Source organism: Clostridioides sp. GD02404 (genome assembly GCF_045898275.1).
GTDB classification, from domain to species: Bacteria; Bacillota; Clostridia; order Peptostreptococcales; family Peptostreptococcaceae; genus Clostridioides; species Clostridioides difficile_A.
The window spans coordinates 61,236-75,039 of sequence record NZ_JBJOCA010000008.1 but is presented as its reverse complement, the minus strand read 5'-3'; the positions used below and the strand labels follow the sequence as shown (position 1 = coordinate 75,039).

Below are 13,804 nucleotides of genomic sequence, written 5' to 3'. Positions count from 1 at the left end.
TTTAAGACATACTTAAACTTTAGGAGGTGAGAAAATGAGAGAAGAGTTATTAAGTGTTGGTATTGACATTGGAACAAGTACTACTCAGTTGATTTTTTCTAAGTTAATAGTAGAAAATACTGAATCAAATTTTTCGGTACCTAGGATAAGTATAGTAGACAAAGAAATTATTTATAAAAGTAAGGTTTATTTCACTCCCCTTATCTCAAATAATGAAATAAATGGACAGCAAATAAAAGAAATAGTTGAAAGTGAATATAAAAAAGCAAATATATCTAAAGTAGATATACATACAGGAGCAGTAATAATAACTGGCGAAACAGCCAGAAAAGAAAATGCAAACGATGTGCTTCATACTTTAAGTGGATTTGCAGGAGATTTTGTTGTTGCAACAGCAGGCCCTGACCTAGAAAGCATAATATCAGGTAAAGGAGCTGGAGCTCATATTTATTCAAAAGAATATTCAACTACAATTGTAAATATAGATATAGGTGGGGGAACTAGTAATATAGCCTCATTTAAAAGAGGAGAAGTAACTGATACTGGGTGCTTGGATATAGGTGGAAGGCTTATAAAAGTAGATAAAATAAGTAAAGAAATAACTTATATATCACCTAAAATAAATGAAATCATAAAAGATAATAATTTAAATCTTCAAGTTGGAACTGTAGCTACAATAGAAAATACAAAACCAATAGTTAATATAATGGTTGACTTATTAATGGAAAGTATAGGATTAAAAACTCAGACACCTTTATTTGATTTTATAATAACCAATAAATCAATCAATATAGATGAAGATATTAAGAATGTCTCATTTTCAGGTGGGGTAGCTGATTATATTTACTATGATGGAGAAATAAAAGATTATTTTGAATATGGTGATTTGGGAATTTTACTTGGTCAAGCAATAAAAAATTGTGAGTACCTTAAAAAAGTGAACATAGTCAAATCTATGGAGACAATAAGAGCTACAGTAGTTGGTGCAGGTTCTCATACTACTGAGGTAAGTGGAAGTACAATAACTTATACTAGTGAGAATTTTCCACTTAAGAACTTGCCAGTTTTAAAATTATCAATGGATGAAGAAGTAGGTACTTCAAAACAAATCAGTGAAGCTATAAAAAACAAACTTAACTGGTTTAAGTTAGAAAATGATTTACAGAAAGTTGCTATAGCTATGATAGGCAAGAAAAACCCAGCCTTTTCAGATATACAAGAATATGCCAAAGGATTTGTGGATGGAATGCAACAAATCATAGAAAATGATTTGCCTTTTGTAGTAATTGTTGAAAACGATATGGCAAAAGTATTAGGTCAAGCAATATATGCATTATTAAATTATGAAAAAGAAATTGTCTGTATAGACAGTGTCAAGGTCGAAAATGGAGACTATATTGACATTGGGAAACCTATAGTTGAAGGTAAAGTTTTACCTGTAGTAATAAAAACATTAGTTTTTAATTAATAGAAGGAGGTAAGTAAATGATTTTAAAGACAAAATTATTTGGACGTACTTATCAGTTTAAAAGCTTATATGATGTAATGGCTAAAGCTAATGAAGAAAAATCAGGAGATAAATTAGCAGGTCTTGCAGCAGAATCAGCTGAAGAAAGAATAGCAGCAAAGGTTGTTTTATCACACATAAAGTTAGAAGATATAAGAAATAATCCTGCAGTAGCATATGAGGAAGATGAAGTAACAAGAATAATACAAGATGCTGTAAATGAAAAAGTTTATGAAGAAATAAAAGAATGGACAGTATCAGAACTTAGAGAATGGATATTAGATTCAAATACTACAAGTCTTGATATAAGAAGAATATCAAGAGGATTAACTTCTGAAATAATAGCAGCAGTTGCAAAGTTAATGTCAAATATGGACTTAGTCTATGCTGCTAAAAAAATAAAAGTTACTGCTCATTGTAATACAACTATAGGAGAACAAGGTACATTATCAGCAAGACTTCAGCCTAATCACCCTACAGACGACCCAGATGGAATACTTGCATCACTTCTTGAAGGTTTAACTTTTGGTATAGGAGATGCAGTACTTGGTCTAAACCCAGTTGATGACTCAGTTGAAAGTGTTACTAAAGTGTTAAAAAGATTTGAAGAAGTAAAACAAAAATATCAAATACCAACTCAAACATGCGTATTAGCACATGTTACTACACAAATGGAAGCAATAAGAAACGGTGCTCCTGCAGATTTGATATTCCAATCTATAGCAGGTTCTGAAAAGGGAAATGAAGCATTTGGATTCAATGGTGATACTATCGAGGAAGCCAGACAATTAGCTTTAAAACATGGTACAGCTACTGGACCTAATGTTATGTATTTTGAAACTGGACAAGGTTCAGAATTATCTTCAGAAGCACATCATGGAATAGACCAGGTTACTATGGAAGCTAGATGTTATGGATTTGCTAAAAAGTATGAACCATTCTTAGTAAATACAGTTGTTGGATTTATAGGGCCTGAGTATTTATATGATGCTAGAGAAGTAGTAAGGGCAGGACTTGAAGACCATTTTATGGGTAAATTACATGGATTACCAATGGGTGTTGATGTTTGTTACACTAACCACATGAAGGCTGACCAAAATGATATGGAAAACTTAGCTATACTACTGACAACAGCAGGATGTACATATTTTATGGGAATACCTCATGGAGATGATGTAATGCTTAACTATCAAACAACAGGATACCATGAAACAGCATCACTTAGAGAAATGTTTGGATTGACTGCAATAAAAGAATTTGATGCTTGGATGGAAAAGATGGGATTCTCTAAAGATGGTAAGTTAACAGAGTTAGCAGGAGACGCATCTATATTATTAGGATAGGAGGTATTTAGTATGAATGAGAAGGATTTAAAAGCATTAGTAGAACAGTTAGTTGGACAAATGGTTGGAGAATTAGATACTAATGTTGTATCTGAAACTGTTAAGAAAGCAACTGAAACTGTAATTGATAACAGTGCTTGCATAGATGATATAACAGAAATTGATATAAGAAAGCAATTACTAGTAAAAAATCCTAAGGATGCAGAAGCTTACTTAGATATGAAAGCCAAAACACCTGCAAGATTAGGTATAGGAAGAGCTGGTACAAGATATAAAACAGAAACAGTTTTAAGATTTAGAGCAGACCATGCTGCTGCACAAGATGCTGTATTCTCTTATGTAGATGAAGAATTTATAAAAGAAAATAATATGTTTGCAGTAGAAACTTTATGTAAAGATAAAGATGAATACTTAACTAGACCAGACCTAGGAAGAAAATTCTCTCCAGAAACTATAAATAATATAAAATCTAAATTTGGAACAAATCAAAAGGTTTTAATATTAGTGGGAGATGGACTTAGTTCAGCCGCTATAGAAGCAAACTTAAAAGATTGTGTGCCAGCTATAAAACAAGGTCTAAAAATGTATGGAATAGACTCAAGTGAAATTTTATTTGTTAAACACTGTAGAGTTGGTGCTATGGACCACTTAGGTGAAGAATTAGGTTGTGAAGTTATATGTATGTTGGTTGGAGAAAGACCAGGATTGGTTACTGCTGAATCAATGTCAGCATATATAGCATATAAGCCATATATAGGAATGGCAGAAGCAAAGAGAACAGTTATATCAAATATTCACAAAGGTGGAACAACTGCAGTCGAGGCAGGTGCTCATATAGCTGAACTTATAAAAACTATGCTGGATAAAAAAGCTTCAGGAATAGACCTTAAATAAAGTCGAGGGAGTGTAGAATATGAAAAACGATATGATTCGTCCTAATATACTAGGAGTTAAAATAATTTCGAATATAAGTCCAGAAATGGCACAAAAACTAGAATTAAAATCACACCATAAAAGCTTGGGGTTAATAACTGCAGACTGTGATGATGTTACATACACAGCTCTTGATGAAGCAACTAAAGCTTCAGAAGTTGATGTTGTATATGCAAAATCAATGTATGCAGGTGCAGCAAATGCTTCAACAAAACTTGCTGGTGAAGTTTTAGGAATAATAGCAGGACCAAGCCCAGCCGAAGTAAGAAGTGGATTAAATGCAATAATTGATTTTATGGAATATGGAGCAACTTTTATAAGTGCAAATGATGATGATTCAATAGCATATTACGCTCATTGTGTATCAAGAACAGGCACATACCTTTCAGAAGTAGCAGGAATAAGAGAAGGTGAGGCATTAGCTTATTTAGTAGCACCACCACTTGAAGCAATGTATGCTTTAGATGCAGCGATGAAGGCAGCAGATGTTAAAATGTGCGAATTATTTGCACCTCCAACTGAAACAAACTTTGGTGGAGCATTACTTACAGGTTCTCAATCAGCTTGTAAAGCAGCATGTGATGCATTTGCCGAAGCAGTAAAATCAGTTGCAGACAATCCAACAGGCTTTTAGGATAATTAAATGGATGCTATAGGCTTAATAGAAGTAATAGGGTATGTTGCTGCAATAGAAGCTTCTGATGCTTGTTTAAAATCTGCAAATGTTAATCTTGTAAGAATTGATAAGGTTGGAGCAGGTATTGTTACTTTAACAATAAGTGGAGATGTTGGTGCTGTCAAATCTGCTCTAGAAGCAGGTGAAATGGCAGCTTCAAGAGTTGGTACATTAAGGGCATCACATATTATACCAAGAATCCATAATGAAGTAACAGATACTTTATTTAAAAAGGAAGAATCTAAAGTCTGTGAAGTTTTGGAAAAGACAGATAAGAACTTTGAAAATATATTAGAAATAGGTAACATAATTTTAGATGATATTGAAAATAATGATAAACAAGATAGTAATATAAAGAAAGTTAAAAATGAAATAGAAACAGTCGATGATAGTTTAACTGAAGCTGATGAAGAAAAAATAGAAAATTCTAATGCTCATAAAGAAGTATTAGAACAAGTTAAAATAGAAAACACTGATTTCGATAAAGATGATTTATCAAAAAACAGTGTAAAAAAACTTAAAGCTATAGCTAAGAAATTAGACTCTTCAATAACTTATAAAGATTTAAATGTTCTTAAGAAGGAAGAATTAATAAACTTAGTTAAAAAGCTTAGCAGAGGGGATAGATAGTTATGACACTTTTAGATAAAGATTTAGTATCTATACAAGAAGTCAGAACTCTTGTAAAAAAGGCTAAAGTGGCTCAAGAGAAACTTTCTAAAATGAGCCAAGAGCAAATAGATAAAATAGTAAAGTCTATTGCAGATGCAGCATTTAATAATGCTACTAAGTTAGCTAAAATGGCAAATGAAGAAACTGGATTTGGAAAATGGGAAGATAAAGTAATAAAAAATACTTTTGCATCTATGGGAGTTTATGAAACTTTAAAAGATACAAAAACTATTGGAATAATTGGCGAAGATAAAAAAGAAAACACTATAGATATAGCTACACCAGTTGGAATTGTAGCAGGGCTTATACCTTCAACAAATCCAACATCAACAGTAATATATAAAACCATAATATCTATAAAAGCAGGAAATACTATAGTTTTCTCTCCACATCCAAATGCAAAAAAATGCATACTTGAAACAGTTAAGATAATAAATGAGGCAGCTATAAATGCTGGAGCACCAGAGGATTCAATATTATGTATAACTAATCCAAGTATAGTTGGAACAAATGAATTAATGAAGCATAAGGATACAAACTTAATATTAGCAACTGGAGGAGAAGCAATGGTTAGAGCTGCTTACTCTTCAGGAACACCAGCTATAGGAGTTGGCCCTGGAAATGGACCAGCATTTATAGATAAGTCAGCAAATGTTAAGTTGGCAGTCAAGAGAATAATAGACTCTAAAACTTTTGATAATGGTGTTATATGTGCATCAGAACAATCGATAGTGATAGAAAAGTCCATGGAAGAAACTGTTTTAAAAGAACTTAAAAACCAAGGAGCATATCTTTTAACTGAAGAAGAGAGTGAAAGATTAGCAAAGTTCATATTAAGAGCTAATGGTACTATGAATCCGCAAATAGTTGGTAAGAGTGTTGAGGTGATAGCAAATTTAGCAGACCTTGCAAATGTACCTAAAAATACAAAAGTCTTAGTTGCAAGAGAAACTAAAGTTGGTCACAATGTAGCCTATTCAAGAGAAAAACTTACACCAATACTTGCATTCTATGTTGAAGATAATGTAGATGCTATTATGAATAGATGTAGAGAAATACTATTAAATGAAGGTGCTGGACATACTTTCTCAATGCATGCAAATGATGAAGAATTGGTAAAAAGATTTGCTCTTAACATGCCAGTATCAAGAATACTTGTGAATACTCCTTCAGCACTTGGAGGAATAGGTGCATCAACAAATCTTGTACCAGCACTAACACTTGGTTGTGGTGCGATAGGTGGAAGCTCAACTTCAAACAATGTAGGTCCACTTGATTTAATGAATATTAAAAGAGTAGCTTATGGAATCAAAGAAATAGAAGAACTTGGTAGAGATAAATCTCAAGTTGAAAAATCAATGTTTGACTCAATGGATAAAGAAGAATTAATAAATCTTCTAGTTCAAAGATTAGTCAAAGAACTAGCATAATTAAAATAAACAATGAAACTTATAGTTTATAACTATAAGATTTCTAAAAATAAAAAACTATAAAATAATATTAAATTTTTGGAGGATAAGATTATGGCAAGTGCAAATGCATTAGGAATGATAGAAACTAAAGGATTAGTAGGAGCAATAGAAGCAGCAGATGCAATGGTTAAAGCTGCAAACGTACAATTAGTAGGAAAAGAGCAAGTAGGTGGAGGATTAGTTACTGTAATGGTAAGAGGAGATGTTGGAGCTGTTAAAGCTGCTACAGATGCTGGAGCTGCTGCTGCTGAAAGAGTTGGAGAACTAATATCAGTTCATGTTATACCAAGACCACATTTTGAAGTAGATGCTATATTACCAAAAGTGTCAGCTGAGTAATATAAATGTAATTTGAAAATTTAAATTTTGATTAAAAAAGAGGCTATCTCAAAAATGAGTCTTACTAATAAACTCAATGTATTTTGAGGTAGCCTTTTTTATACATCTAATAGGAGATGTGATAAAATGGGTGTTTTAACAGAAAATGAAGTAAAAAGAAAAATTGGAAAAAATAAAGATAATATAACTGAATTTTATATAGAAAAAGGGCAAATAATAACTCCTTCTGCAAAATCTTATTTAGCTGAGAGAAGTATTGAGCTTAAGTATGTTGATAAACTTCCAGTCATAAATAATGAACCTAAGGAAGTTATAAAAGAAGTAGTTAAAGAAAAAACATATAGATATACTACTGTATTTGGTGCTAAATTGGATGAGAAACCAGAACATATGACTCAATTAAATGGAAATCTTTTAGTTTTTAAAGACCATAAAAGAATAATACTAAGAGGTAAAATAGATTCACTTGAATCAGAAATACTGAAAACTCAAGTTCTTTGTCAAAAGCTAGATATGCCAAAGCTTGTTAAGGAATTACAAGAAGTATTAGATTTTGTAAGAAATATAATGAGATGTGAAGTTTTGGAAGAAAAACTAGAAGACTTTAAACTTTTAGGGTTAACTCCTCAAGAACTTAGAGAACAATCTCACTATCCTAAAAAATATTTTGGTATAGGACATGAATTCCCAAGTTATGAAATGGGTGAAGCTGTAGTTGCTATAAACAGTATAAGAAGCAATGTTAGAGAGGTTGAACTTGCAGCTTATGAAGCATTTAAGGGTGAGTATGGAAATGTTCATAGAGAAGATTTAATAAAGGCACTTAATAGATTGTCATCTGTATTTTGGATAATGATATATAAAGTTAGAACTAATAAGTATAAGTAGTTGGAGGACGTAATGGAAAGTCTATTAAACGAAATAGTAGAAGAAGTAATAAATAGAGTTAAAAAAGAAGCGTTTATAGAGGTTGAAGCATCAGGAAGACATGTTCACTTAAGTAGAGAAGATGTAGATAAATTATTTGGTAAGGGGCACACTCTTACAAAATTAAAAGACTTATCTCAACCAGGTCAATATGCTTGTAAGGAAAGAGTTACTATTACAGGGCCTAAGGGAAGTATAAAAAATGTAGTTGTACTTGGACCATGTAGAGAAGAAACTCAGGTAGAAATCTCTTTAACAGATGGTTCAACTCTTGGATTAAAAGCTCCTATAAGACAAAGTGGAGACTTAGAAGGAACTTTAATGGTTAAAATATCAACACAACATGGTGAAGTTGAACTCGATAAAGGATTAATGGTTGCTAAAAGACACATACATATGACGCCTGCTGATGCAGAAAAATTCAATGTATGTGACAGAGAAATAGTTGAAGCTAAAGTGATGGGTCAGAGACCTCTAACATTTGATGATGTAGTAATAAGAGTTAGTGATAGTTTTAAAACTTACATGCACATAGATTATGATGAAGCTAATGCATGTGGTTATTCAAAAGGGACTGTTGCTAAAATAATAAAGAAAGCATAGATTTAACCTGCTATATAGATTACCTCTAGGGAGGATTTAATATGAATTATGATAAGCTTGTAGATTTAGTAATAGAAGAAATCTATAAAAAAATAAATAATGATGAATTAAAAGTATCTAATAAACCTAAAGCTGTAACTGTATTTGAACAGGATAACAGTAAATTTAATTTATTAAGAGATGAATTTGAAATATTAGAATTTAATAAAAGCATAAAAGAATGCGAGGTCGTGATAGTTTCAAAACTTTGTATGAGAGGATTATCAAACTTAGCACTTGGAAATTCAACAAGTGACGAAGAGAGATTTATACTAAAGATGCTTATGAAAGGTAAAAAAGTATATGTCTTAGATGAAGGAATTGAATACAAACGATATAAAGATACTGCACCAAAAGCATTGTATAAAAAATTCATATCATTTGAAGATGAAATACGTAAATTTGGTGTTGAAATTATAAAAGACTTAAACACTATAGCTAAAAGTAAGTTAAGTATACAAAGTGAAACTACAGAAATTTTAAATAAAGATACTATAAGTTTAATCAATACAGAGAATACAAAGATAGTTAATGAGTTTAGTTTAGATTTAAGAAATAAAAAGCTTATATCAGAAGCTGATTTAAGAAAACCTACTATAAATGGAGTTAAAAATATATTAGTTAATAAAAAAAGTATAATAACTCCATTAGCTGTAGATTTTATGAGAATACACCATCTCGAACTAAAGAAAATGTAAGGAGGTAATTTTATGGATATAGGAAAAGTTGTAGGTAATGTTTGGGCCACAAGAAAAGATGAAAAATTGTGTGGTCAAAAACTTTTAGTCGTAAAAATTTTAGAAACTAAAGACACATACAAAGAAGGCTTCATGGTTGCGGCCGATAATGCAGGAGCAGGAAATGGAGACTTAGTTCTTATATCCAAAGGTTCCTCAGCAAGAGAATCTATTGAAAAAAAACATGTTCCAGTAGATGCAACTATAGTTGGAGTGGTTGACTCCTTTGAGGTATTTGATGAATAAAAGTATAGGCGCTATAGAGTTTAAAAGTATAGCTAAAGGTATAGAAGTATCTAATGAAATGGTAAAAAAATCATCAGTCGATGTATTATACTTAAAAAGTATTTGTCCAGGTAAATTTTTAATAATAGTAGGTGGAGAAACTTCCTATGTAAATGAATGCATAAGTTATGGAATGGAGCTTGGAGAAAAGTACATTGTAGATAATTTTGTAATAAATTCAATTTCACAAGAAATATTAAATGGATTTAAAAATAGGTACCAAACATTAGATAATATAGTCTCTATAGGTGTTGTTGAAAGTAGTAAAGTATGTGCTGGAATAAAAATGCTTGATAAGACTTTAAAATCAAGCGACTTAGTATTAGTAAAGCTTCAATTATCTTTTGCTATAGGTGGAAAGTTAGTATATATAGTAGCAGGAGATTTAAGTAGTTTAGAATATGCATTAAAAGAAAGTGAAAAAGTTGTAAAAGAAAAAGAAGTAATCTATAAGACTGTAATATCATCAGTAGACAGTCAAATAACAAAAAGTCTAATAAAATAATGGGGGGCATTATGAGTATAAACGAAATTATAATCTATGTAATGGTAGTCTTCATGGCACTTGGAGCTATAGATAAGTGTATAGGCAATAAATTTGGTCTTGGAGAACAGTTTGAAGAAGGTATAATGGCAATGGGTTCACTTGCAGTTGCGATGGTTGGTGTTATATGTCTAGCACCAGTACTTGCTGATGTATTAAGACCAATTGTAGTACCAGTATTTGATATGCTTGGAGCTGACCCAGCTATGTTTGCTGGAAGTTTATTAGCTAATGATATGGGTGGTGCGCCACTTGCTCTTGAGCTTGCAAAAGACCCAAATGCTGGATTATTTGGCGGATTAATAGTAGGAGCTATGATGGGACCTACAATAGTATTTATAATACCAGTTGCACTTGGGATAATAGAAAAAGAAGACCAAAAATTCTTAGCAACAGGAATACTTGCAGGAATAATAACGATACCTGTTGGGGCGTTTGTTGGTGGATTAGTTGCAGGATTTGAAGTAATGATGGTTCTTAGAAACTTAGTGCCAATAATAATATTTGCAGTAGTTATAGCACTTGGATTATTGAAGTTTGAAAATGCTATGATAAAAGGATTCACATACTTTGGAAAAGGTGTAGTAATAGTTATAACTTTAGGGCTTGCTGCTGCGATAGTTGAAGCCTTAACAGGAATAGTTGTAATACCTGGAATGAAACCAATAGGTGAAGGTATAGAAATAGTAGGGGATATAGCAATAGTTTTAGCAGGGGCATTCCCACTAGTGTTTGTTATAACAAAAGTGTTCAATAAACCATTGATGGCTTTAGGAAAAGTTCTTGGAATGAATGATGTATCAGCAGCAGGTCTTGTTGCAAGTTTAGCTAACTGTATACCAATGTTTGGTATGATGAAAGATATGGATAATAGAGGAAAGATAATAAACGTGGCATTCTCTGTATCGGCAGCATTCGTATTTGGAGACCACTTAGGGTTTACAGCAGGGTTTAATGCTAATATGATAACACCAATGATAGTTGCTAAATTGGTTGGTGGTATAACAGCAGTCCTATTAGCTATGGTTATAGCAAATAAAACACTAAAAAAGGAGAATGCATAAGATGGATATAACAAATATAGATAAAAACTTAATTGAAACATTAGTAAGACAAATAATAGAAGAAAAAATAAATGGAACTAAAGATAGTGTAGATTTCGTTAGAAATAAAGATGTTAGTGGAATAACTTCTATAAAGTTACCAACAGTAAAGGTTAATGAATCTGATAGATTAGATACAGGAAATCCTAATGATGTAGTTTATACAAAAGATTTATTTACATTAGAGGAAAGTCCTAGATTAGGCTGTGGTATGATGGAGATGAAGGAAACTACTTTTGACTGGACTCTAAACTATGATGAAATAGATTATGTAATAGATGGAACTTTAGATATAATAATAGATGGAAGAAAGATATCTGCTTCTTCAGGTGAGTTAATATTTATACCAAAAGGAAGTAAGATACAATTTTCTGTACCTGATTATGCTAGGTTTATATATGTAACATATCCAGCAGACTGGGCATCTCAAAATTAACAAGAGAATACTTTAAATACAGAAATAAGGCTATGACTACAAAATCATAGCCTTATTTTCAGATTTAATAAATCACAATTACTTTTGATTCGAAGTCTTTATTATTTCTTCTCTTAAATATTTAAATTTATTTACAAAAAATGGAACAGGTGCAAATAATGACAATATTTGTTATAATTAATTTAACATAGTACTTGGAATTTGAGGATATGAGAATAAATATTTTTTATTGGAGGGGAATTAATGAATATAGTAAAGTTGCTAGATATTATGTATAAAGAAGATATTATAAGTAATTTGATAGTTGGTTTAATAAATGAATCACCATCATTTAGAAATTCATTTCTAGAAAATTTAGCTGAAATACAAAATCCAAATGATTTTAGAGTTAAAGCTCATACAAGAATATCAACATCTGTTGGAATTCCAGATATAATCATAACAATAGAAAAAGAGGATGAATCTATTTTATTAATAATAGAGAATAAATTAAAAGCAGATGAAGGGTATAATCAAACTTTAAGATACTTAGACAATAAATGCATAAATGAATTGATAAGTAATAAAAAAATATTTAATAAAAGAATGAAAGAAGATATAGAATGTAAATTCATATTCTTAACCTTAATACCAGAACAACAACCTACAGGAACTGAATTTGTAAATATAACATATAAAAATTTAGTTGATAAGGTAAATATAGAAATAGAAGATAAAGGATTAAATAGAGTATATGAAGATTTTATAGAGCTCTTAAAAGAATTTTATGATGGTTTAAATATTAATATAAAGGACAATCTTATAAAAACATTAAATCAAGAATCAAATAGTTTAAAAGCTTTTATAAAGTTTAAAAAGATATTTGACTGTATAAAAAATGTAAATGGATTAAGTATATATGATGTTGGAAAAACTGGTGGAATGGGAAGAGTAAGTTTTGTTGCAAAGATATCTAAGGATAATTGGTTAGGAAAAGATGATATAAAGATAGTAGATGATAAATATAAAATCACAAAAGACAGTTATAATATACATTTAGAGCCATCATTTGATACTTTCAATAAAATTATAAGCTTACCATTACATTATGAGACTAATCCATATATACCTAAAAATAAATTAATAGAAAATAGTGATGAAGAAGAATATAAAGAATATAAAGTTAAAAGAGACTATATAAAACAATTAATACATAATAAAATTAATAATTTAAATGATGAAAATATAAAAATTTATAATGGTTCAAATCAAATCGCTTTAATAAAACTTCAAATAAATGAAGAAATGCTTATTGAAGAATTTATAAATGAAATTCAAAAATATATGGAAAAAATTTCGGAAATAGTGGATAGTTGTTTAATAAATTAGATAAACTTATGATATTGGAGATACAATCTATGATTTATGAATACTTTTACACGTTTATCATTTTTTTATCTCCTAGTGTTGCACTTTTATACATATTGCTTCACCAATATCATGCGTAACCAAAATAGTAGATTTATTCTCATTTTTAATAATACTATAAACATCATCACAAACCAACAATCTCGTCTGATAATCAAGAGCTGAAAAAGGCTCATCTAAAAGTAAAATATCTGGATTTACAGACAGTGTTCTAATAAGTGCAACCCTTTGTCTCATACCACCAGATAATTCTTTTGGGTACATGTTTCTAAAATCCCATAATCCATAAGTCTTTAAAAGACTTTCAACTCTATCTAAAGATTTTTTATCTTTTTTGCCTTGAATTTCTAAGCCAATAGTTATATTATCCATTATATTTCTCCATTCAAGCAAATTATCTTTTTGAAACATATATCCAATATTTCCAGTAATCTTTACGTCTCCACTAGTTGGTTTTAAAAGATTAGTAAGAATATTTAAAATTGTAGATTTACCGCTTCCAGAAGGACCAAGCAAAGTTAATATTTCTCCTTCTTTCAAGTTAAAATTAACATCTTTTAATACTTCAAGTTCGCCTTCCTTAGTGTAGAAGTTCATATTTATATTTTTAACCTCTACTATGTTGTCATTCATTATGCCACCCCCTATAACTTTTAGCTCGTATATATTATGTTATTAACAATATGACCTATTTGTACCATTTTTCATAAATATAATATAAATATTTTGTTTATTTACGTATTTTCTTAGTAACTTGTACGTATAAATTATAGATAAATAA

At 30.5% G+C, this 13,804-nt stretch carries 16 protein-coding genes; 15 read left to right on the top strand and 1 reads right to left on the bottom strand.

The window, feature by feature from the left end:
* Nucleotides 1-34: 34 nt before the first annotated feature.
* The 15 genes from eutA to Q3287_RS06855 all read left to right on the top strand — a co-directional run bounded on the left by eutA (nucleotide 35) and on the right by Q3287_RS06855 (nucleotide 12,984).
* Nucleotides 35-1,468, top strand: a complete 1,434-nt coding sequence (gene eutA, locus Q3287_RS06925; RefSeq protein ID WP_407963752.1) for an ethanolamine ammonia-lyase reactivating factor EutA — start codon at nucleotides 35-37, stop codon at nucleotides 1,466-1,468.
* Nucleotides 1,469-1,485: 17 nt separating this feature from the next.
* Nucleotides 1,486-2,850, top strand: coding sequence for an ethanolamine ammonia-lyase subunit EutB (locus Q3287_RS06920; RefSeq protein ID WP_021384698.1), 1,365 nt, complete (start codon nucleotides 1,486-1,488; stop codon nucleotides 2,848-2,850).
* 12 nt (nucleotides 2,851-2,862) lie between these two features.
* Nucleotides 2,863-3,744: an ethanolamine ammonia-lyase subunit EutC gene (eutC, locus tag Q3287_RS06915; RefSeq protein WP_054270350.1), complete on the top strand. Its 882-nt coding sequence runs from the start codon at nucleotides 2,863-2,865 to the stop codon at nucleotides 3,742-3,744.
* A 19-nt stretch (nucleotides 3,745-3,763) separates the two neighbouring features.
* Nucleotides 3,764-4,417, top strand: coding sequence for an ethanolamine utilization microcompartment protein EutL (gene eutL / locus Q3287_RS06910; RefSeq protein WP_054270351.1), 654 nt, complete (start codon nucleotides 3,764-3,766; stop codon nucleotides 4,415-4,417).
* 9 nt (nucleotides 4,418-4,426) lie between these two features.
* Nucleotides 4,427-5,089 carry a BMC domain-containing protein gene (locus Q3287_RS06905; protein ID WP_407963751.1) on the top strand — a complete coding sequence of 221 codons (663 nt, stop codon included), beginning with the start codon at nucleotides 4,427-4,429 and terminating at the stop codon, nucleotides 5,087-5,089.
* A gap of 2 nt (nucleotides 5,090-5,091) precedes the next feature.
* Nucleotides 5,092-6,561, top strand: coding sequence for an acetaldehyde dehydrogenase (acetylating) (locus Q3287_RS06900; protein WP_407963750.1), 1,470 nt, complete (start codon nucleotides 5,092-5,094; stop codon nucleotides 6,559-6,561).
* 93 nt (nucleotides 6,562-6,654) lie between these two features.
* Nucleotides 6,655-6,942 carry an ethanolamine utilization microcompartment protein EutM gene (gene eutM / locus Q3287_RS06895; RefSeq protein WP_003423991.1) on the top strand — a complete coding sequence of 96 codons (288 nt, stop codon included), beginning with the start codon at nucleotides 6,655-6,657 and terminating at the stop codon, nucleotides 6,940-6,942.
* A gap of 126 nt (nucleotides 6,943-7,068) precedes the next feature.
* Nucleotides 7,069-7,830 (top strand): cobalamin adenosyltransferase, encoded by a 762-nt coding sequence (locus Q3287_RS06890; protein WP_054276734.1) that lies wholly within the window; start codon nucleotides 7,069-7,071, stop codon nucleotides 7,828-7,830.
* 12 nt (nucleotides 7,831-7,842) lie between these two features.
* Nucleotides 7,843-8,472, top strand: a complete 630-nt coding sequence (eutD, locus tag Q3287_RS06885; RefSeq protein ID WP_054270355.1) for an ethanolamine utilization phosphate acetyltransferase EutD — start codon at nucleotides 7,843-7,845, stop codon at nucleotides 8,470-8,472.
* 41 nt (nucleotides 8,473-8,513) lie between these two features.
* Nucleotides 8,514-9,209, top strand: coding sequence for a TIGR02536 family ethanolamine utilization protein (locus tag Q3287_RS06880; protein WP_407963749.1), 696 nt, complete (start codon nucleotides 8,514-8,516; stop codon nucleotides 9,207-9,209).
* A gap of 12 nt (nucleotides 9,210-9,221) precedes the next feature.
* Nucleotides 9,222-9,494: a EutN/CcmL family microcompartment protein gene (locus Q3287_RS06875; RefSeq protein ID WP_407963748.1), complete on the top strand. Its 273-nt coding sequence runs from the start codon at nucleotides 9,222-9,224 to the stop codon at nucleotides 9,492-9,494.
* The gene (locus tag Q3287_RS06870) at nucleotides 9,487-10,038 is read left to right on the top strand and encodes a BMC domain-containing protein (protein WP_054276737.1); all 552 of its coding nucleotides are present in this window, start codon (nucleotides 9,487-9,489) and stop codon (nucleotides 10,036-10,038) included. Before Q3287_RS06875 ends, Q3287_RS06870 begins: the two co-directional genes overlap by 8 nt.
* Before the next feature lie 11 nt (nucleotides 10,039-10,049).
* Complete coding sequence (eutH, locus tag Q3287_RS06865; RefSeq protein ID WP_054270358.1) at nucleotides 10,050-11,141, top strand: ethanolamine utilization protein EutH; 1,092 nt, start codon at nucleotides 10,050-10,052, stop codon at nucleotides 11,139-11,141.
* 1 nt (nucleotide 11,142) lies between these two features.
* Nucleotides 11,143-11,616 (top strand): ethanolamine utilization protein EutQ, encoded by a 474-nt coding sequence (locus tag Q3287_RS06860; protein WP_407963747.1) that lies wholly within the window; start codon nucleotides 11,143-11,145, stop codon nucleotides 11,614-11,616.
* A gap of 243 nt (nucleotides 11,617-11,859) precedes the next feature.
* Nucleotides 11,860-12,984 (top strand): hypothetical protein, encoded by a 1,125-nt coding sequence (locus tag Q3287_RS06855; RefSeq protein WP_407963746.1) that lies wholly within the window; start codon nucleotides 11,860-11,862, stop codon nucleotides 12,982-12,984.
* Nucleotides 12,985-13,056: 72 nt separating this feature from the next.
* Here Q3287_RS06855 and Q3287_RS06850 read toward each other — a convergent pair whose 3' ends face one another.
* On the bottom strand, nucleotides 13,057-13,656 hold the full coding sequence (locus tag Q3287_RS06850) for an ABC transporter ATP-binding protein (protein WP_407963745.1): 600 nt from the start codon (nucleotides 13,654-13,656) through the stop codon (nucleotides 13,057-13,059).
* Between the last annotated feature and the right edge of the window lie 148 nt (nucleotides 13,657-13,804).